The organism is Myxococcus sp. AM009 (assembly GCF_013372605.1).
GTDB lineage: Bacteria > Myxococcota > Myxococcia > Myxococcales > Myxococcaceae > Myxococcus > Myxococcus vastator.
In genome coordinates this window covers 33,337-53,532 of the sequence record NZ_JABXEP010000029.1, presented here as the reverse complement: position 1 = coordinate 53,532, position 20,196 = coordinate 33,337, and the positions used below count along the sequence as shown (strand labels likewise).

Genomic DNA, 20,196 nt, shown 5'->3' with positions numbered 1-20,196 from the left:
TCAGCGGGCCACTTCTTCGGGCCGGAACACAGTCGTGGGCCGTTCTTCAGGCTGCGGATTCCATTCGCCGACCGCCCGCATCAGCAGCGCGACAGGCGATGCCCGCGCGACCTCGACCTCCACCGCCAGGGTCATGCCGTGGCGCAGCTGGATGCGCGGATCGTCCGGCGGCGCGAACTTGAGCTCGACGCGCACCGTACCAGGGATGGCCTCGGGCGTGGCCGTCTGGCCGGGCTCGGTCCCGACGGCCGTCACGCTGGCGGGGACCGTCCCGTAGATGGTCGTCGGGTAGCCGTCGAGCTTGAGGCGCGCCGTTTGACCGGGATGGATCAATCCGACGATCTCCTTCGGGAAACGGGCGCGCACCCGCACCTCGGCATCGCTCGCGAGGATGGTGCCGACCCGCTGCCCGTCGGCGATGAACGCTCCCGCGCCGAGCTCCGCCACGTCGACCAGGTGGCCCGTGGCCGGCGCCCGATACAGCTTCTGCTCGATCTGGTACTCAAGGCGGTCGATGGTGCCCTGGAGCTCCCGGATCCGCCCCTCGGCGCCCAGCTCCTCGCGCTCGAATTCCAGCAGCTGCGCGGCGAGGGCTTGACGGCGCACGTTCTGCTCGCGCCGCAGTCGGATGAGCGCCAGGCCCTGCGCCGTCTGCGCGAAGCGGAGCGCGTCGACATCGGTCGTGCGCTCGAGCTTCTCCATCTCCGAGACCGCGCCCGTCGGGCTATTGAGGGCCAGCTGCGCGCGTTCCACCGCGAGCCGGTGCCTGGGCGCGAGCTCCTGCTCCCTCTCCAGCGCCTCCTTGACCGCGACCTCGTCCACCCGTGCCGTCAAAGCCGCCTCTTCGTGCTTGTTGGCGATCTGCTGGCGGATGATGGCGAGCTCCTTCTCGGTCGCGGCGAGCGTCGCCTTGCTCCGCTCGAGCTCGAGGCGCTCGGCCCGTGTGTCGAACTCGATGAGAAGGTCGCCTTCCTTGACCTCCTGGTCGAGTTTGAGCCGCGAGAGCACGACCCTGCCCGCGCTGGGCGGCTCGATGCGATGGACGGCGTTGTGTGGCTCGATCCGGGCCTGTGAGCTGGCCTTGACGAGCGGGACCTTGGCGAACAGCGACCAGGCGATGAGCCCGCCGGCGCACAACACCATCAGAGCGACGAACACGAGGCGCGTGTCCGACTCGTAGTTCAGGGAACGAAGGGTCCGCTCGAAGGGATATGCCATGGTCCGCGAACAAAAGTCGCCTTAATGGTCGCGCCCTGTCAACACCTCGGCCACTGCTTTGTGATTCACGCTCCCCTTGTCTGAACACGGGCACCTCGATGCGCCGCGGGACTTCGTCCGTATCGCCGCAATGCGTTGCACATTAATCACTGGTTCGATTTGACATCCTGTTTCGAGTACACGTAGCGTTCAATTCGAAGAAAGGAGGCTCGACATGAAGATCAAGATCCACGTTCGCGGCGGCCCGAAGGCGCGCTAGTAGTCAGTCGTTTTGACGCCCGCTGTTGAGTCTGGGCGTTCCTCGTTTCAGATCAACAGAGGGGGGGTTGATGGGGATTTTCCATCAGCTCCTCTTCTCATTTCTGGCAACGTCTTGATCTTGCAGGTGGTCGTTCCTGCCAGGTTGCTCCAGAACCGCTCGTACGCTTGAGCCGAATATGCCAGGGCGCTCCTGGTACTACCCGGTCAGATGAATCGGGCGCGGACGCCCCGTCTTGACGGAGCATGACGCCCACCCAGTTACGCAAGCTTGACCGGGAGCTGAGCGAGTTCCTGGGCTCGATGACGGAGGGAATGGGCCGGACTGAGAGACGTCGTGCCCTCGGCGGATACCTCACTGGACTGCTGCTCGACGGAGAACGCAAAAGCATCGAGCCCATGGCGGCCCGGCTCGTCGAAGCACCCGAGCAGACAGAAGCCATGCGCCAGCGGCTTCAGCAGTGCGTGTCCGGCGCGGCTTGGGACGACTCTGAAATGCGACGGCGCTTGGCCCGGCAACTCGAGCACGAGTTGCCAGGCCTGGAGGCCCTCGTCATTGACGACACGGGCTTCCCGAAGAAGGGCGTGCATTCACTGGGCGTGGCCCGCCAGTATTCGGGCACCCTGGGGCGGACGGAGAACTGCCAGGTGGCCGTCAGCCTGCATGTCGCGGGAGAGAAGGGCAGCGGTTGCCTCGCCATGCAGCTGTACCTGCCTGAGGAGTGGACGCGCCGCGGGAAGCGCTGCAAGGCCGCGGGTGTCCCGTCTGGAGTGAAGTTTCAGAGGAAGTGGCAGATAGCGCTGAGCCAATTGGATGACGCGTTGGCGTGGGGTGTGCGCCGGCACCTCGTCTTGGCTGATGCCGGGTACGGCGATGCGCGGGAGTTCCGCGACGGCGTGCGCGAGCGCGGCCTGCACTACCTGATGGGCGTGCAGGGCACGCGCAAGGTGTGGCCGCCCGGCGCAAAGCCGCATCAGCCCGAGAGGGAACCGGGCCAAAGCGGGCGCCCGCGCACGGGCTACGTGGCCGAGGGCGTGCAGCCTTGGACCATTGAGGAGTTGGCGCTTCAACTTCCCAAAGAGGAATTTTAGACAGTCTCTTGGCGCGAGGGCAGTCGGGGCGAGCAGTCCTCCCGATTCGCTGCCGTGCGCGTGCGGATGGCGGAGCGGCACGTCCAGCGAGTTCCCCCGAGTGAAGAGGTGTGGCTGCTCATCGAGTGGCCCCAGGAGGAGAAGGCTCCGACGAAGTACTCGCTCTGCTCGCTGCCCGCGAACACGAGGCTCAAGAAGTTGATTCGCTTGGCCAAGCTGCGCTGGAGAGTGGAGCGCGACTACCAGGAACTCAAAGGAGAGGTGGGGCTTGACCACTTCGAGGGGCGAGGGTGGCGAGGCTTCCACCACCATGCCACCCTCTGCATGGTCGCCCACGGATTCCTCGCGCTCTGCCGGGCGCTTTTCCCCCCGGAGGAGAACGCGCTGGACACTGCCCGAGGTGCGCCGCCGCCTTCAGCACCTGCTACTGCGCCGCATAGGCCACTGCCCACTCTGCCTGCGCCACATCAACGCCCGCGCACCTCCTCGGGGGCCGTCACGCATGTGACCGGGTAGTACTAGCACGTACCAGCTTCTCCTTCAGTCGCTCATCTCTCCGCTCCTGCGCCATGCCCAGCAGGGTATGGAACTGGAATTGGAGCGCATCGGTTGAATCCTTTCACGCGACATCTACCTTGACGCTCACCGTTCTCCTCAGTGCGGAAGTTTCCTATCCCGAGCCCTTTGGGGCTGCCCAGAGGTTGAATAGCCGACGCCTTCAGGCTCTTGGGTCCGGGGTGTCGGATACTCAACGCTGAGGCGCTCGGCCGGCTCCTCGACCGGGCGCCCGAGTTCCGCGATGCGCGCATCCCTGGGGTCGACCTCGCCACGACATGCCGTGCCTCATGTCGTCCGCCGGAAGTCCCACATGCGTTGTTGCTCCTTGGGAGGGTTGGCCAAGTGTCCCCGCCTCAGCCTCGGCCGCCAACCCAAAGTACAGGTATTTCCAAGTGTTTCCAACATCCAGGGCCCCAAAGCCGGGCGAGCCCGGACCTCGGTATCCGGGGCACCCGAGCGTCGCGTCCTACGAGCATTGCCTTCCACACACCGTAAAGGACATCATGCCCTTGGAGTGACATTCCTTGACGCCAGGAGGAACACCTTGATGAAGCGCGGCACGAAGTGGATGGCTATGGCCCTGACGTCGCTGCTTGGGGCGGTGGCGGGAGCAGGCGAAAAGGTTAACAAACCCGTCCAAGTGACGAGTGAACACGCCTCGGGCCCCCTTGGCAGTGCTCGAAACAGCCCGGACGCAGTGCAACGCATTGGCTGCAGCATCACGACCTATGCGGGCAGCGCGCCGTTACTGACCTGCTTCGCGCACAGCCTCAACACATATGGTTCCTGCACATCGGATGACCCGTACCTCGTGACCACCGCACGCGCCATCAATGGCGACTCCTACATCTTGTTCAGATGGAACGCCTTGGGTCGGTGTACGTCACTGTATGTGGAAAACGCGTCAGCTTACGCACCCAAGCAGCTGTGAGTTGCGCCTCCGGAGGCACGTCGCGCACACGTGCCTTTGGGGAACGCAGCAGTTCGTCATTAGCGCCCGAGTATGCCCAGACATGCCCATCCTCTCCAAGCCGTGGCTCATCTTCCTCGTCACCGGGCCCCTTGCCGCGTTCCTCGCGGGCTGGCACGCGGCGCCAGATGCGAACGCTCAGGTCCTCCAGGAGCTCGAACATCAAAGTGGGATGCTCGAATCCCTGGTGAAGCAAACGGCGCTACCCTCCAACGCGCCCTGCGGCCCGCCGCCACCCCCCGCCAGCGTGGATGTTGCCCTGCTTCGAGCCGAGCTCGCCCTGGCACTCCGTGAGGCTCTGCCCCCGAGTCATGCTTCCGCCCGTGCCGACGCGGCCGAAGCTCCAGAGGAAGCGTCCCCCCAGAGCCTCTCCGCGGTCCAGGAGATACACCGTCTGATCGACGCTGCGATCCGCGCACGTCGCTGGACCGTAGAGGATGCGCAAGCGTTCCGTGAATCGCTCGGCATCATGCCCCCGGCTCATCGCAACGATGCCATCCGCCGGCTCATCACGACGATCAACAGTCAAGCGCTCGAAGTACAGACCGAGGGGGCTCCGTTCTGAACGGAGGGGCGCCGCCTCGTGTTGATTGGCGCGGCCTATGAACCACCACGGCCCAAAGTGAGAAAGCGTCCTCATGCCACGAAGGCGGAGGAGGCTCGGCCCGGGGGGAGCAACCGATCATTCGCAGCGAAAGCACCTACGACGCGCACTTCTCGCCGTCTACACACTAAACTGCCGGGACGAACTGTCTCACTCACGTTGGCGTAGCGGGAAGCCTGGCGCGAAGAGGTCTCCGCCCGCCGCCGTCGGGAACGGACTCCGCTCCTGGACAACACCGACTGGACTTGGCTCACATGACCGAGACATTTTGAGGCGGTCTTGGCGCGTCTGCGCCACGCGACAAAATCGTGAGGACCCCAGCTGCCCACCCACAGCGCATGGCTTCAATCCCAGGGGGCTGTGGTGGGCAGACTTGAAGCGTTACTGCAACGTATGGGTTCCGAGGCTCGACAGTACGCCCGTGCCTCCCGCGGGCAGGTAGGACCTCACGCCCGTCGCGGAGATGACGCCGGGCTGCGTGAGAATGCCCGACCAGGAGTCCACCAGCACATAGGACCAGTCAGCAGGCCGCGTCGCCGCGGAGAAATTGAGGGCGAGCGGCACCAGGCTCCCGTCGGGGTTGTTGACGAAATGGAAGGTCCCAGAGACGGGGATGCTCAACGGGCCGACTGGCGTGAAGTGGGTGTCGTAGGTCCCGCTGAAGGAGCCGTCGTAATCGCTGGAGTGGGTGATCGTCAGGACGAACTCACCGTTCTCGGACTTGTACGTCCCATTGATGTTGAAGGCGTGGGCGGAGGTGCTGAGCATCAGCATCGGAAGGACGAAGAGGAGGCCGAAGAGCTTGCTCTGCTGCATGAGTGAAACCTCTCTGGGGGTCGAGGAGCCCTGCGTGGGCTCGGACCTTCCCTTGAGCACGCGTTGTGCCAGCCCGCACGGAGGTGGTGTCCGCAGGGGCGGTGGTGGCGCGCTCGTGTGCGGGCGCCTGTCCTGGACATGTCCGGACATGTCCGGACGCGAACGGCTCCAGTCACATCACGGGGCGTGACGCGAACCCGTGTCGGGCGCGCAGACGCGGAGGCCAACGCGGATGTCCCTCAGCCAGGGCTCGTTGGGCATTCGCGTGTTGGAGCGGTTGGAGATGCGGTCGTAGTACCAGGACCCTCCGCGGGCCACTGCCTCTCCGGGCGCGCGGACCGATTGCACCCATTCGATGGCGTTGCCGGCCAGGTCCATCACCCCGAAGGGGCTGGCGGAAGCAGGGTGGGCACCCACCTCGTCTGGACCGAAGCCCAGCGGTTGGCGGCCATAGGTCTCATCGAAGTTCGCGTCGTCCGGCGCGAGCAGGTCGCCCATGGGAAACAGGCGGGCGTCCGCGCCACGTGCCGCGCGCTCCCATTCGTATTCGGAACACAGCCGGGCTCCCGGAACGCGCCCGGAGCGGTCCAGCCACGCGAGGTACGCCCGCGCGTCCTCCAGCGAGATGGCCGAGACGGGAAACCGCGACCAGTCCTGCACGGCCCTGTGCGTGCGGCCTGGGTAGTGGATGGGCTCGCCGCTGCGCGCGGAGAGGGGATGCTGCGTGGGCTGGAGCATGAGCCGCCAGCCCGTCTCCTCCCGAGTGAGCGCCAGGGCGCCGGCCGTGGACCTCACGCCGGGCGTCCGTCGCCGCTGCTCGTCCGGTGGCAATGCATCGAGGAACGCGAGCCACTCGGCGAACGTCACCTCATGGCGGGCGATGAGGTAACCCTCGGTCATCACCGGCCGGAGCGGGGGCGCCTGGAGGAATTCGCGTCGCAGGGCTTCGTCGTCGCTGCTGCCAAAGAGGAAACGGCCCGGCGGGATGTAGACGAAGCCCTCCGGGATGTCGGCCGACCGCGGCAGGGGGATGCGCGCCTGGAGGCGCTCTCCCGATGACAACACCACCGGCAGGACGGCGCGCGTCAGGCCCGGTGCCTGGAAGGTGAGGACATAGGACCCCGGGCCCGTATCGAGTGCATGCGACGCGATGGGCGTCGGGCCCAGGGAGATGCCTTCGGACAGTCTGGGTGCTCCGGGCATGCCTGTGTCACGCTGAAGCAGCACCTCCACACCCGGGGGCTCCGTGGCGAGCTCCAGGACCGGCGGAGCGAGGCGCCTGCGTCGCCCGTCACCGTCGTCATCGAGGCTCGCCAGCCTGCGCAGGGCTTCGCGCCGCTGTCCGGGACGGAAGAACCACTCCGCCAACTCCATGCGCCCGGTCAGGACCTCCGCGAGGAGTCCGCGGGCCTCCCTCCGCGAGCCGTCCAGCAGCAGGGCGGTGTCGAGTGCCTGCGTGGCGCGCTGGTAGGCCTCGTCCGCGTGGCCATCGCTCGTTCGTGCCTGGGTCCAGGCCTCCTCGGGTTCCCCTGCGTCTGCCTTGGCCAGCGCGCCGGTGAGGACGCGCTCCCCGCGCGCGTCCAAGCGTTGGAAGGTGTCCGCGCGCGCTGCCTTCGCTTCGGCATGGTGGGCGCGGGCTTCGGTGAGAGACACCCGGGCTTCATCCAGGTGCTCCTGCACGGTGCGCTCCAGCGCGTGGCGGCCCTTCATCCAAGCCGCGCCCCCCGCCACCAGCGCGGTGAGGGGCAGGGCCAGCACCAGCCCCAGGCGCCGCGCGAAGGCGCGCCGGAGCGCCCTCCGCGAGGCCTTGAGGAAAGCCACTTCTTGCCGCGTCAGCGCGAGCTCGCCCGCCGCGGTCACCGCGTCGAGTTCACGCCGGCTCCACAGCGCCGAGGTGGCGCGGTCCGCGCGCTCCCATCCTGCCGCGGCGAGCCTCACCCGTTCGAGCACCTGCCGCTCCTGCCGGGCCGCTTCGAGCCATCCGCGCAGGGTGGACCAACCCTCGAGCAGCGCCTCGTGCGCCACCTCGTGGACGTGCGCCTCACCGTCCTGCCTCACCACGACGAGCCGCGCCCGGACCAGGGCCTCCAGCGCGATGCGGTTCGCGGAGGTCTCGGCACCCAGCTCCCCGGTGGTCCGTCGGACCCGGGCGCCTTCCGGGCTGATGAGGCGCAAAAGCAGGTCGCGAGCCGCCCGGCGCGCCTCGGGTGCCAGCGCCGCCAGCGCTCCGTCCGCGTGACGACCCAGGGCCCCGGCCACGCCCCCGAGCGCCTCCAGCGACGCCTCTCGGATGCGCTGGTTCGCCCGGTCGCGGGCATCCCACAGCTCGGCGAGCGTGAACTGGAGGAGCGGCAGTCCTCCCGGAGCGTGGGCGGAGGACGCCACGAGCGTGTCCACCAGGGCCTCTGTCTCGAACGCGACGCCTGTCACGCGCGCCGGACCGACCACGGCCTCGCGCGTCCCTTCCGGGCCCAGCGGCTTGATGAGGAAGAGGGCGCGCGCCACTTCATCCTCCAGCCCTGGCAGCGCCGCCAGCCGGGTGAAAAAGTCGCCTCGCACCGTGGCCAGCGTGCGCACACCTGGGGCCAGGATGGCCAGGTGCCCGAGCACCTGCGTGAAGGCGGCTGCTTCGTCCGACTCGCTCTGGGTGAACAGCTCCTCGAGCTGATCGATGAACAGCAGGGTGCCTCGCGTGGGCCCGGCGGCGCGCAGCGTCCGGGCCATCGCCGCGGGCTCTTGCCGCACCTGGGCCGCCAGTGTCTCCTCGGACAGCCCGAGCCGTCCCGCCACCGCGGCGACCAACGCCGTGAAGGGCCGGCGCCCGGGCATGAGCGACAGCACGGTGTACGCACAGCCGTCGTCGAGCCCCGCGAGCATGACGAGCGGCGACACGCCCGCCCGGCACAACGAGGACTTGCCCACGCCCGAGTCCCCCGCGACGAGCACCAGCGCCTGGGCGCGAAGCCGCTCATGGATGGCGCGGACCTCCGCGCCACGTCCGAAGAAGACGGCCCGGTGCTCCGCGTCGAAGGCCCGCAGCCCGCGATAGGGATTGCCGGGAGGAACCGGCGCCGCATCGCTGTCCTCGTTCAGGCGCTCGAGCTCCGCGCACAGCGCGTCGGCGGAGGCGAAGCGCCGCGCCGGATCGTATTCGAGACACCGGAGGATGACGGCGCGCAGGCGGACGCCGAGCCCGCTTCCGGAGGTTTCCAGACGGGGAGGACGCGCTTCTGGCGTCCTCGGTTCGTCCACCGCGCCGCTCGCGGTGGGTGTGTCGAAGGGGCGATGGCCCTCCAGCAACTCGTGAAGCACCATTCCCAACCCATAGACATCTCCCCGGGGGCCGGGCGGTTCGCCACGCAGCGCCTCCGGCGCCATGTACCCACGGGTGCCGGCGATGGGGACGGTGGCCCTGGCCGAGGCGTCCGCCTGCTCCGCCGCCCAGGAGAGCGCGAGCCCGAAGTCGACGAGCTTCACCTCGCCCTCCGGGAGCACCATGACGTTGTCCGGTTTGATGTCGCGGTGGAGCACATGTGCGCGGTGCGCGGCGGCCAGTCCCCGTCCCAGACCCAGCGCGATGGCCAGGACCCGTTCCGGCGGGAGCGGCGTGTCCAGGTCCCGCAGGGAGACGCCGGGGAGGAACTCCTGCACCAGATAGGGCTGGGCGCCCACTTCCGAGACCCGGTACACCGTCACCACGTTCGGGTGGCGGAGGCGGGCGAGCGCCCGGGCCTCGGCGAAGAGCCGGTCCCGCTGGCCCGGCCCGGACCGCTCCTCGCCGATGAACTTGATGGCGACTCGCCGCTGGAGCGCCGTGTCCTCGGCCAGGTAGACGCGGCCCATCCCCCCTTGGCCCAGCAGGCGGATGAGGCGGTACTCGTCGAAGGCCGGGGGCGGCTCCCAACCCTCTGGCGTGGGGGCGCTCAAGGCAACGGAGGGGACACGCAGCTCCCCCCATGACAGGTCCTTGGCCCCAGGGGCTCCCCAGTGCACACGGGGCACTGGGTGCGGAGCTCGCCACCCGGTCCAGCGTCCGTGACGCAGTACTCGTTCTTCCAGGTCTGGGTCAGCAGCAGGAAGGGCACGCCCCCGTCGAAGTAATCCTTCAAGGGGGTGCCCGCGTCACCGGGTTGGCGGCAGTCGTAGCTGGCCCTCACCGGGGCTCCTGGCGCCCCTCGGATTTTCGAGAGGAGGGTGGGGGCGTAACGCGGCCGCACGCAGCGCTCCCCGTGCGGCGTCACGCCGAAGGGCAGGGCGCCGTGCTCATTCCAGGCGGCCTCGAAAAGCAACGGCGGAAGCCCTCCGGAGAAGGTGTCCTGGGTCTGGATGCCATAACCATCGACGAAGTCGACGTAGGTGCCCTGGCAGGTGAAGGGCTCTCCGTCGCCGTTGTAGTCGGCGCGCGCGGCCCGCACACACGCCTGGAACAGCCGCGCGAGCGGGGGCCCGCCATCCCACTCCTGGTTGGGGAGGTAGCCCCAGTGCGCGCAGACGCCGACCGCGCCCGTCGTGCAGCTCGCCGTGAAGCAGGGCGTGTCGCCGCCTCCGTCGTTGAAGCCTCCATCCGGCATCCAGCAGCCGGGAATGACGACCGCCTTCCCTTCATAGAAGTGGCTCGTGGGCGGTGAGCATTCCTGGGGGTTCCGCGTGACGTAGCCCTGGCCTGCGCAGACGTTGCGGTTCAGGACGACATCGGTGACGGTATAGAGCTTGAGCTGGGCGCCCGCGTCTTTCAGGAGCGCGGGCAGGCACGGGTCCGCGGGGGGGCTCTCGCGGATTTGATAGGCCCTGCCATCGCTTCCCACCCAGACGCCGGCGCCTCCGTCGAACTGTCTCTGGAAGAAGACACTGCCGCCATCGACGCCAGTCCACCCGGTAAGGCTGGGTGCCTGAGGATTGACGTGATCGGGCTGGAGGAGCGGGGCCTCGCGGGACTCCTGGGCCTGCGGCTCGAAGGCCATGGGCGGAACGCAGTCCCTGGCGCTCAGCGTCGCCATCCAGGCCATCATCGTCAGGGGGAGGAGAGAACGCATGGGACCCTCTGGGAAGTCTCAGCTGAGGCGCGGCGGGGGCGCGCGGTAATGGTCCAGTTCGAGTCCGAAGTCCTCGATCCATCGATACACCTGCTGCCGCGAGCACCCGAGGTGCCGGGCCACTTCGGCGACCTTCCCCTGGTGCGCGCGCAGGTGGGTCTCCAACTCCTGGGGGGTGGAATCGACGGCGCGCGCCGAACGCGGAGCAGGCGGCTGGGAGGAGACCTCCGCCACTGACGGCTGCGTGGAGGGCCGGGCTGTCCGCATCCGCCGCTCCGCCTCCAGCTCATGCTCCACCTGCACCCCCCACTTCAACGGCCCGCCATCTGAAGCGATGACCGCGATGGAGAGCACGTTGAGCAGCCCTCGCACGTTGAGCGGCCAGTCGTGCAGGAGCAGCGTCTCGGCGAGGCTCACGTCGATGGGCCGGGATTCGGCCTTCATGCGTCCGAGCAGGTGGCGCGCGATGGGCGCGATGTCCTCGCGGCGCTCGCGCAGGGGGGGCATCAGGAGGCGCCATTGCACGAGCCGCGCGTAGAGGTCCGCGCGGAAGGCGGCCTCATTCACCTGGGAGACGAGGTCCCGGTGCGTGGCCGCGAGCACCCGCACGTCGATGGGGACCTCCTGCGTTCCTCCCAGGGCGCGGACCCGCCGCGTCTCCAGCACGCGGAGCAGTTTGACCTGGAGCATGGGCGGCATCTCACCCAGCTCGTCCAGGAACAGCGTGCCCCCATGGGCTTCGCGCAGAAGACCGTCCCGGGCGGATGCCGCGCCCGTGAACGCGCCGCGCACATGCCCGAACAGCTCGCTGTCCAGCACGCTCTCCGCGACGCCTCCGCAGTTGAGCGCGATGAAGGGCCCCTCTCGGCCGCTTCGTTCATGGAGCGCGCGCGCGGCGACTTCCTTGCCCGTCCCGGTCTCCCCCAGGATGAGCACGGATTGCACCTGCCGCGCCGCCCGCTCGAGGTCGCGGTGGAGCCGCGTCAGCGCGGCGCTCCTGCCCACCAGTCCGTCAACCGGGTGTTCGTCATTGGGGGCCTCGGAGGCCTCGGCGAAGACAAACAGCGTGTCCCCCATGCGCAGGACATCCCCCCACGCGAGGGGAGCGCGTCCCGTGAGCGGTCGTCCATTGAGATGGGTGCCATTGTGGCTTCCCAAATCCTCCACGAACCAGGTCCCCCCGGCGTGTTCGATGCGCGCATGGCCCCGGGAGAGCCGGGCGTCGTCCAGGGCGACCCGGGGGAAGAGGGGGGCGCCACGCCCCAGGAGCGCCGCGCCGCTGCCAAGCCCATGACGCTCATCCTCGATGAACGCGTTGCGCGTATAGGCAAGGAAGAGCGTCGCCGCACCGGTTCCACTTTCAAACGAGGGGGCGTGTTCGGCGCTGAGGGTGTCGTCGGTCATCGGGCCCGATGCCTGTCATATGTCAAGGGATGGTCTTCCGGAAAGAGCTGAATTCAGCGTATTTTTACAGGCCTTGCGGACCTGGGAAGATGCCTTGACTGTCGTGCCTGCGCTTGAATCCAGACGTGGAGGAACGCCATGTGCGTGAAGGGGCCGCCGGATTCCAGTCAGGGAGAGCAGGTGCTCTTGGAGGCGATGACGGCGCTGACCAGCTCGCTCGACTTGACGGAAGTCTTCTCGAACTCCTACGAAATCTTGTCACGTGTGCTGGCCGCGGACCTTGGGGGGCGCTGCGTATCCAGGCCCCGTCCGATGTGAACGCGGGGCCGACGCGCGATGCCCGCGAGGCGGAGCGCTCCGAGTGCGACGGCCTGTCGCGCTCGACACATATCCAACTACAACCACGGGGTCTTCGGCTGACGCCGGGCGTCTATCGGTCCCAGGCGCCGTGCCGCTTCACCGCTGTCGTCAGCGAGCCTGGGGCGCGTGGACATCCCAGGCGACCTCGAGGCCCTCGTGCCTCTTGACGGTGACGCTCCTCAAGAAGCCCGGCGTCTGCCCTGGCACGAGCCGGAGCCTCGGGAGACTCCGGAGCAGGGCCCCCAGCGCGAGGCGCGTCTCGAGCCGTGCGAGCGGCGCGCCAATGCAGAAATGCAGCCCCTGCCCGAAGGCGAGGTGCTTCTTGACGTCGGGTCGCCGGACGTCGAAGCGCTCCGGCTCGTGGAACCGGGCCTCGTCGCGGTTGGCCGACGCGTAGACGATTCGGATGTGGGCTCCCTTGGGAATGGGAACGCCCCCGAGCTCCACCGCCTCCAGCGCGGTCCGGAACATGGCATGCACGGGGGAGGTCATCCGCACCGCCTCCTCGACCGCGCCCGCGATGAGGCTCGGGTCGTCCCGAAGGGCTCGCAGTTGCTCTGGATGCTCGAGCAGGAGCTCCACCGCGCCCACGATGAGGCCCGCGGTCGTCTCGTGCCCCGCGAAGTGGACCTGCATCAGCATGCTCACAAGCTCCGCCATGCTCATGGGCGGCGTCATCCCCCGCGAGCCGGTGACGATGTCGCTCAGCAAGTCCTCCCGGGGCGCTGTCTTTCGTTCCTCGAGCGCCTCGGCGAGGTAGCGCTGGAAGTCGACGACGCCTCTCGCGCATGCGACCTGGTGCTCGATGGGTCCATGCGCCGCGAGGACCGTGGTCAGCTCGTCGGACCAGCGCCGGAACCTGTGGATGTCCGAGCGAGGGATTCCGAGAATCTCCGCGATGATGCTGGCCGACAGCGGATGGGCGAACCTGAGGAACAGGTCCGCCTTCCCCTCCTGCCGGAAGGAGTCGATGAGCTCGTCCACGAGGGCGCGGATGAAGGGCTCTTTCTCCGCGAGGCGCCGCCCGGTGAAGGCCTTGCTGACGAGGCTCCGGAAGCGCGAATGCGCTGGCGGGTCATTGTCGACGAGGCTGGGGACCAGGGGGTAGCCGTCCATCAGCGCGGCGACCACCTCCGGAGGCGTCGTCGCGGCACCCACGGTGATGGATTCGGCGGACGAGAAGCGCTCGGTATCGGCGACCACGGCGCTGATGTCCGCATGGCGGGTCACCACCCACGCCCCCAGCGCCGGGCTGAAGAACACCGGCGCCTCTCGCCGCGCACGCGCGAGGAACGGGTGGGGATTCTCGAGTTGGGGAGATTCGAGCGGGCGGTACTCGGACCCGAGTCCTGAAGCGGCGCTGTCCTTGAACATGCGTGCTGCCCTCACTCGAAGGTTCGTCGGAGATTCAGTGCGGCGGGGCGGACTCGCGAATCATAGACCCACGGAGGACAGCCAGGTCACGGCTCGGAGAAGCCGCGTTGCACCCACGCGTTGGCGGCGTCTCTGTTGAACTTGAAGTTCATCGACACGCGATACTTCGCGACAGTTGCGCCTGCGTCGTCGATGGCCGAGAGGAGGGCGTGGGGCTCATACTCATCGGCCACCAACTCGAGCCGGACCTCGTACCAGCGGCCCTCCCAGGCGATGGAGAGCTTCCGGGTCATGGCCTGGTCGCGCTGTCGCGCGGAGCGGTCGAGGACCTCCGAGGCCGTTTTCACGAAGGTCGCGAACGCGGGCGCATCGAAAGGCTTGGGGTTCTTCTTGTCGCGGCCCATCACCCATGGGCTGATGAGGACGGGCTCGGCGATTCCCTGCTTGCGGATCTCCACGGCCCAGCCGTCATCCTCCTCGTTCTTGATGACCCGGGCCGACCAACCATTCTTCCGCCAGAACGTGGGCTCCATCACTTCGGGCTCGGCAGGCGTGCGCTCTTCACTCATGGGTATTCCTCATACCCTTCGATGGCCATTTGCCAGAGCAGAGAATGCGCTTCCCCCTCACCCTGGCAGCTGACCGGGCGCTTGACCTCCTCGCGGCCGAGCGCTCGGCGCAACGCGGCTCGCTGGATGGGAGAGGGCGGGACGGAGCCGCTACCCGCCAAGGAGCGCAAGCGGGAACTGCACCGCAAGGAGAAAGCGCTGGTGGAGGCGGCGGCGCTGCTGGTGCTCGAAAAACTTCAGGCGATGGGCTGGGACGAGCGGCACCGGGACGGCGAGGACGACGCAGCGGACGAGAAGCGCGAGAAGTGACGCTCACCCTCGGCGACGAGACGCTGGCCAAGGGCGTGTTGCCTGGAGGCTGTCTGCGAGCGGCTGGGGGTGACTGCGCGCACCATTCAGCGCTGGAGGAAGCCCGCGACGTCCGAGGACAGGCGGTGCGGCCCGCATACCCGGCCGGCCAACCGGCTGTCCGAGGTGGAGCGGCGCCGAATCCTGGCGGTGGGCAACAGCGAGGAGTTCCGGGACGCCTCGCCCAAGCAGATTGTCCCCCGGCTGGCGGACAGAGGAGAGTACGTGGCCAGCGAGGCGAGCTTCTACCGGGTGCTGCGTGCAGCGGGCCAGTTGGCCCACCGCGGCCGCGCCAAGGCTCCTGTGCCCAGGCCCCGGGCCGAGCACACCGCCACCGGGCCCCGCCAAGTATGGAGCTGGGACATCACCTACCTGAAGGGCCCGGTGAAGGGCAGCTTCCTCTACCTGTACCTCGTGGTGGACGTCTTCAGCCGACGAATCATGGGCTTCGCGGTGCACGAAGAGGAGTCGTCCGAGCATGCAGCGGCCCTCATCCGTCGCTCTTGGCAGGAGGCTGGCTGTCCCGAGGGGCTGGTGCTGCACTCGGACAACGGCGGCCCCATGAAGGGCGCCACGCTGCTGGCCACCTTGCAGTGGCTGGGCGTCACCCCGTCCTTCAGCCGGCCCCGCGTCTCGGACGACAATGCCTTTTCCGAGGCCCTCTTCCGCACGCTGAAGTACCGCCCCAGCTTCCCTCAGCGCCCCTTCGCCTCCGTCGAGGACGCGTGCCGCTGGGTGACGCGCTTCGTGGCCTGGTACAACACCGAGCACCGCCACTGAGCCATCCGCTACGTCACGCCCGAGGACAGGCACTTCGGCCGCGAGGGCGCGCCGCTGGCCCAACGTCGCCAGGTGTACCAACGCGCCAAAGCCCGTCACCCCGAGCGATGGAGCCGCGACACGCGCGACTGGACGCCCGCGGGCCCCGTCCGCCTCGGCCCCTCTCCCAACCTCACCCCGGCAGTGCAGGAGTTGAAGCGCATCGGTTGAATCCTTTCACGCGACATCTACCTTGACGCTCACCGAGAAGAAGCGGCTCAATCAGCTCCAACTGTTCGTCGGTCAGATCCACCGGTCAGCTTCGAGGAGGTCCATCCCTCTCATGTCGATTAGCGCCCCAGCTTCCGCGCCCATACTTGCTCGCTCAATTTCGAGACCAGTTCTATGGTGTTCGCTCCAGTACTCATTCGGCGCCACACCCACCACCCACCCGTGATCGAGGTCCATGAGCCGCTATAACCTTCCGTTCGTCGTCCTCGGCTCGCTGCTGTTGACTGCGCCACTTCTGGCGCAGAGCACCTCAGCTCCTGCCGCATCCGTACGACTTCCCGATGTCACATTGCCACCTGCGTTGGACCGCGTGCTGCGCGACTACGAGCGTGCATGGCGCGCAGGCGACGCGGCCGCACTTGCCTCGCTGTTCGCGGAGGATGGGTTCGTACTACAGAGCAATCGCCCGCCTGTCCGTGGTCGTGCGGCCATCCGGGCCGCCTATGAGGGTCAAGGAGGCGGTCCATTGCAGCTGCGTGCGCTCGCGTTTGCCACCGAAGATACAAGTGGCTACATCATCGGCGCATACGGTTACGGCAACAGAGCCGACGACACGGGAAAATTCACCCTAACCCTGCGTCGTGCACCCGGTGGGCCGTGGCTGATCGTCTCGGACATGGACAACGCGAACGCACCGCCACGACAGCGGTAGAGCCACGCCGCCCCTGTGTCAGGAAGGTGTCTCCTCGGCTGATGCTCCTGCCGAGCTGACGCCGCCAAAGTGGCTAGAGCTAGGGACTGTGTCAGTCGGGAAGTTTGCCGGAGAGCCTCTGAGAGTCGTCTCGGAGAGTCTGTGCCGAGCGAAGAAATCGTGAGTACCCGGTAAGTGCCCGCCACATTTCGCTCTCTCGGTTACCAGATGGCCCATTTCGGCATTCTGAAAGAGGGAAATGGCGTAACCCCGGAAGGTGCGACATCGAAAGCCCTGGATTGTCAGAAGCGGCTGCCCCAGGTGGTTAGCAAAACTGTTAACCACTCTCGGCTTCTCTCTCCCCGAAACGGGCGAAAGAGCGCTCCAGAGAGCCCAGTTGGCGGCGGAAAAGAGGGGGCCTCTTGCTCGGCGGGGTAGAGGGCCGAGAAAGCCCTCTTCCGCATCGCGAGGCCCATGTAAAACAAAAGGGCCCTACCGGTTGGTAGGGCCCCTCGTTCAGTTCCCCGAATGAAGGCTTCTGCGAACCCGTTCTCGGCTTTTCTCTGAGAGGACTCAAACTCTCTGGGGGCAGAAAGGCGAGTGATATCCAGCGGTTTCAAAGAGGGGGCTGGGCGAGCCCTTCAATCGGGGCCCGATTGAATGTCCGCAAACTACATCGTGGGTGGCCTCTCGTCCATGGTCCTGATCCACTCCGCCCCTCCCCCTGCCTCACGGAGAGTGCGTGGCGCCGTGGTGCGCGTGGGGCTCGCCGGCAACTCGCTAGGGTGGGTGAAAGTCGCATGGTTTCGATGCGCGCGCGGGCTCAGGGGCGAAGCACTGCCCAGGTGGCCCTGCGGCCCATCTCGGCGGGTCCGGCCTGCGTCCCCGCTTCGGGGGGGCGCCGAGCCGGCCGCGCGCAGCAGCAGCTTGGTACGCCCCGATACCGGGCCCTAGTTCTCCACCACCCCTTCGCCGCTACAGGCACTCGGTTGGTCGCGGCCCCCCACGCACCGCGCTCACTCGCCCTTGCCGTATGCATGACGCAGCGACCGAGTTTTGGGCAGGCACAGGTAGGCACACCCTGAACTTCGAGACCCCGACAGCCAAACTGCAGCAGGTGTTGCGTTGACCGATTGAGTGCATCCTGGCACTTCTTTCTCGGCACGACGCAGGAGTTCCGTGTCCTTTCGGCAGACGTGCGTGAAGGGCCCTGGTGCCCCCCGGTACCGTCCTCGGCCCATTGGAGCGGACCGGGAGAGACACGGTGGCGAGAGGGAGTATGGCAGCGGAAGAGTTGGAGGCGTTGCGCGGGCGCGTGCAGCAGTGGCGGCTGACGCGTACCCGGCAGGGACGGATGCCGGAGGCGCTTTGGAGTGCGGCGGTTTCGGCGGCGCAGCGCTACGGGGTGTCCCATGTCGCGCGCGCGTTGGGGGTGGGCCACGCCGGGCTGAAGGCCCGGACGTCGGCGGCGTCCCTGCCGAGTCGTCAGGCCGGCGCGGCGGGCAGGCCGGACGGCTTCGTCGAGGTGAGCGCCGCGCAACTGCTGGGGCCGGGCCCCACCGCCAACCTCGTCATTGAGTACGTGGCCCGGGAGGGCTGCCGGCTGACGCTCACCGTGCCCGCCTCGTGCCAGGGCTTCGACGTGCCGGCCCTGGTGGCCGCGCTGCGGGGCCCATGATTCAAATCACTCCTCAAATGAGAGTGCTGGTGGCCATTGAGCCGGTGGACTTCCGCCGGGGCGTTGATGGGCTGGCGCAGCAGTGCCGGGCGGCCCTCTCGGAGAACCCCTTCAGCGGAACGGTATTCGTCTTCCGCAACCGGCAGCGGACGGCGGTGAAGTTGCTCGTCTACGACGGGCAGGGCTTCTGGCTGTGTCACAAGCGCCTCTCCCAGGGGCGATTTCGCTGGTGGCCCACGGCGAGTGAGGCGGCGGCCCCGCTGCGCGCCCACGAGTTGCAGGTGCTGCTGTGCGCGGGCGACGCTTCGGCCACGCAGGCCGCCCCTGAGTGGCGCAAGGTGGGCACGTAGGCCGCGTCGGCCTCCATGGGAGCGAGTCCGGACTCCCACGGCCCAGGCAGGCTTGCGCGCCACAAACCGGTTGTAGCGGGCATGGGCAAGAAGCAGCGCCAGCGGCTGGAGGTGAATCCAGCGGAGTTGGCAGTCATTGTCGAGCGGACGCGTGGGGCACTCAGCCAGGAGGACTTCGCCACGCTGAAGGCCGCCATGGACACGCTGGCCTTCGTGACGGCGGAGCTGCAGGCGAAGGGGACGAGCCTGGAGCGGCTGCGCAGACTTCTCTTCGGCGCCCCCACCGAGAAGACGGACGCGGTGCTGCGCAAGGCAGGGCAGCCGGCCGGGCGCGCCCAGCCCCAGGCAGAGGACAAGGCCCGTGCCCCGGGGCATGGGCGCACCGCGGTGGCGGCCTACACGGGCGCCAGCCGGGAGAAGGTGGCGCACGCCTCGCTGCACGGTGGGGAGGTGTGCCAGGGCTGCTTGAAGGGCAAGGTGTACCCGCTGAAGGAGCCAGCCATGCGGGTGCGGGTGAAGGGCGTGGCCCCGCTGGTGGCCACCGTGTGGGAGTGCGCGCGGCTGCGCTGCAACCTCTGCGGGGAGGTGTACACCGCCCAGGCGCCCGAGGGTGTGGGCGAGGAGAAGTACGACGAGACGGCCGTGGCCATGACGGGGCTTCTCAAGTACGGCACGGGGCTGCCCTTCCACCGCATTGAGAAGCTCCAGGCGGGCCTGGGCATCCCCCTACCGGCCGCCACCCAATGGGAGCTCGTCGAGGCCGGCGCCAGCAAGCTTCAGCCCGCCTTCGACGCGCTTCTCAACCAGGCGGCCCAGGCTCCGGTGCTCCACAATGACGACACCGTCATGAAGGTGCTGGCGCTGACGCGGGAGCAGGTGCAGGCGGCCGCCGCGGGGGCCCCGCTGAAGCGCACCGGCGTGCACACCTCTGGCCTGCTCGCCGTGGGCCAGCAGCACCCCATTGCCCTCTTCTTCACCGGACGCCAGCACGCCGGAGAGAATCTCGCGGACGTCTTGCGGCAGCGCGCCGCCGAACTCTCGGCGCCCATTCAGATGAGCGACGCGCAGACGGCGAATGTGCCCGGGGAGTTCGCCACGCTGTGGGCCAATTGCCTGACGCATGCGCGGCGGGGCTTCGTCGACGTGGCCGCCGACTTCCCGGCTGAATGCACGCACGTCCTGGAGGCCTTCCGGGAGGTGTACCGGGTGGATGCCGTTGCCCGGGAAAGGGGCCTGACGCCCGCGCAGCGGCTGGCGCTGCACCAGCAAGAAAGCCTTCCCGTCCTGGACGACCTCAAGGCGTGGCTGGAGGAGCAAGTCACCCAGCGCAACGTGGAGCCCAACTCCGGGCTGGGCCAGGCCATCGCCTACCTGCGCAAGCACTGGGAGAAGCTGACCCTCTTCCTGCGCGAGGAGGGCGCTCCACTGGACAACAACGTGTGCGAACGGGCCCTGAAGAAAGTCATTCTTCACCGCAAGAATGCCCTCTTCTACCAGACGCTGAATGGCGCTCACGTGGGTGACGTCTTCATGAGCCTCATCCACACCGTGGAGTTGTGCGAGGGCAACCCCTTCGACTACCTGGTGGCGCTGCTCCGCCACCCGGAGGCGCTGGCGCAAGCCCCGGGCGAGTGGATGCCCTGGAACTACCAGCAGGCGCTGGCCGCAGCCGATGCGCCGTCCGCGAGCTGACTCACTCAGCCTCTGTCGCGAACGCCTGGCCGTCCATGGCCAGAAATCCGCGCGTCCGGGTGACCCACAGCGCAGGCACCAGCGCTCCTCGCCTGCCCCCATTCTACTGGCCCCCGGCGGCGCGCTCACGCACGCTTGCCGAAGGGACACGGAGTTCCACTTCGTCGCCCCGAATCCCTGGGGCACATCAT

At 68.0% G+C, this 20,196-nt stretch carries 17 protein-coding genes; 10 read left to right on the top strand and 7 right to left on the bottom strand.

Translation table 11 applies throughout. The features are described from left to right. Complete coding sequence (locus tag HV824_RS10190) at positions 1 to 1,218, bottom strand: HlyD family secretion protein (RefSeq protein ID WP_176416345.1); 1,218 nt, start codon at positions 1,216 to 1,218, stop codon at positions 1 to 3. 504 nt (positions 1,219 to 1,722) lie between these two features. Here HV824_RS10190 and HV824_RS37320 point away from each other — a divergent pair. From HV824_RS37320 to HV824_RS10175, 4 genes are all read left to right on the top strand, one after another. After that, positions 1,723 to 2,568 (top strand): IS701 family transposase, encoded by an 846-nt coding sequence (locus HV824_RS37320; RefSeq protein WP_255207906.1) that lies wholly within the window; start codon positions 1,723 to 1,725, stop codon positions 2,566 to 2,568. A gap of 66 nt (positions 2,569 to 2,634) precedes the next feature. After that, positions 2,635 to 3,084, top strand: a complete 450-nt coding sequence (locus tag HV824_RS37315) for a transposase (RefSeq protein ID WP_255207911.1) — start codon at positions 2,635 to 2,637, stop codon at positions 3,082 to 3,084. Between the two features lie 589 nt (positions 3,085 to 3,673). Further along, a complete protein-coding gene (locus tag HV824_RS10180) occupies positions 3,674 to 4,057 on the top strand; it encodes a hypothetical protein (protein WP_176416346.1) in 384 nt (127 codons plus the stop codon). A gap of 82 nt (positions 4,058 to 4,139) precedes the next feature. Further along, on the top strand, positions 4,140 to 4,661 hold the full coding sequence (locus HV824_RS10175; RefSeq protein ID WP_176416347.1) for a hypothetical protein: 522 nt from the start codon (positions 4,140 to 4,142) through the stop codon (positions 4,659 to 4,661). A gap of 420 nt (positions 4,662 to 5,081) precedes the next feature. On the opposite strand, the gene HV824_RS10170 is transcribed toward HV824_RS10175, so the two are convergent. From HV824_RS10170 to HV824_RS10145, 6 genes are all read right to left on the bottom strand, one after another. Then, a complete protein-coding gene (locus HV824_RS10170) occupies positions 5,082 to 5,516 on the bottom strand; it encodes a hypothetical protein (protein WP_176416348.1) in 435 nt (144 codons plus the stop codon). Between the two features lie 177 nt (positions 5,517 to 5,693). Beyond that, positions 5,694 to 9,443, bottom strand: a complete 3,750-nt coding sequence (locus HV824_RS10165) for a bifunctional serine/threonine-protein kinase/formylglycine-generating enzyme family protein (RefSeq protein WP_176423176.1) — start codon at positions 9,441 to 9,443, stop codon at positions 5,694 to 5,696. Next, the gene (locus HV824_RS10160) at positions 9,440 to 10,549 is read right to left on the bottom strand and encodes an ADYC domain-containing protein (protein WP_255207905.1); all 1,110 of its coding nucleotides are present in this window, start codon (positions 10,547 to 10,549) and stop codon (positions 9,440 to 9,442) included. The genes HV824_RS10165 and HV824_RS10160 overlap by 4 nt, the downstream gene beginning before the upstream one ends. 18 nt (positions 10,550 to 10,567) lie before the next feature. Next, positions 10,568 to 11,953, bottom strand: coding sequence for a sigma 54-interacting transcriptional regulator (locus HV824_RS10155; protein ID WP_176423175.1), 1,386 nt, complete (start codon positions 11,951 to 11,953; stop codon positions 10,568 to 10,570). Between the two features lie 468 nt (positions 11,954 to 12,421). Beyond that, positions 12,422 to 13,687: a cytochrome P450 gene (locus tag HV824_RS10150; protein ID WP_176423174.1), complete on the bottom strand. Its 1,266-nt coding sequence runs from the start codon at positions 13,685 to 13,687 to the stop codon at positions 12,422 to 12,424. Between the two features lie 86 nt (positions 13,688 to 13,773). Beyond that, a complete protein-coding gene (locus HV824_RS10145; protein WP_176423173.1) occupies positions 13,774 to 14,256 on the bottom strand; it encodes a hypothetical protein in 483 nt (160 codons plus the stop codon). Positions 14,257 to 14,382: 126 nt separating this feature from the next. Here HV824_RS10145 and HV824_RS10140 point away from each other — a divergent pair, with 126 nt between their 5' ends. The 6 genes from HV824_RS10140 (at position 14,383) to HV824_RS10115 (ending at position 20,005) form a co-directional block, all read left to right on the top strand. After that, positions 14,383 to 14,565 carry a hypothetical protein gene (locus HV824_RS10140; RefSeq protein ID WP_176416352.1) on the top strand — a complete coding sequence of 61 codons (183 nt, stop codon included), beginning with the start codon at positions 14,383 to 14,385 and terminating at the stop codon, positions 14,563 to 14,565. Positions 14,566 to 14,634: 69 nt separating this feature from the next. After that, the gene (locus tag HV824_RS10135; protein WP_176416353.1) at positions 14,635 to 15,384 is read left to right on the top strand and encodes an IS3 family transposase; all 750 of its coding nucleotides are present in this window, start codon (positions 14,635 to 14,637) and stop codon (positions 15,382 to 15,384) included. Between the two features lie 445 nt (positions 15,385 to 15,829). Beyond that, entirely contained in the window at positions 15,830 to 16,306 is a 477-nt protein-coding gene (locus HV824_RS10130; RefSeq protein ID WP_176416354.1) for an SgcJ/EcaC family oxidoreductase, read from the top strand. 1,258 nt (positions 16,307 to 17,564) lie between these two features. Beyond that, complete coding sequence (locus HV824_RS10125; RefSeq protein ID WP_255207904.1) at positions 17,565 to 17,963, top strand: hypothetical protein; 399 nt, start codon at positions 17,565 to 17,567, stop codon at positions 17,961 to 17,963. 29 nt (positions 17,964 to 17,992) lie between these two features. Continuing rightward, positions 17,993 to 18,313, top strand: a complete 321-nt coding sequence (gene tnpB / locus HV824_RS10120) for an IS66 family insertion sequence element accessory protein TnpB (RefSeq protein WP_176423172.1) — start codon at positions 17,993 to 17,995, stop codon at positions 18,311 to 18,313. Between the two features lie 81 nt (positions 18,314 to 18,394). Further along, positions 18,395 to 20,005, top strand: coding sequence for an IS66 family transposase (locus tag HV824_RS10115; protein WP_176423171.1), 1,611 nt, complete (start codon positions 18,395 to 18,397; stop codon positions 20,003 to 20,005). Positions 20,006 to 20,196: the final 191 nt, after the last annotated feature.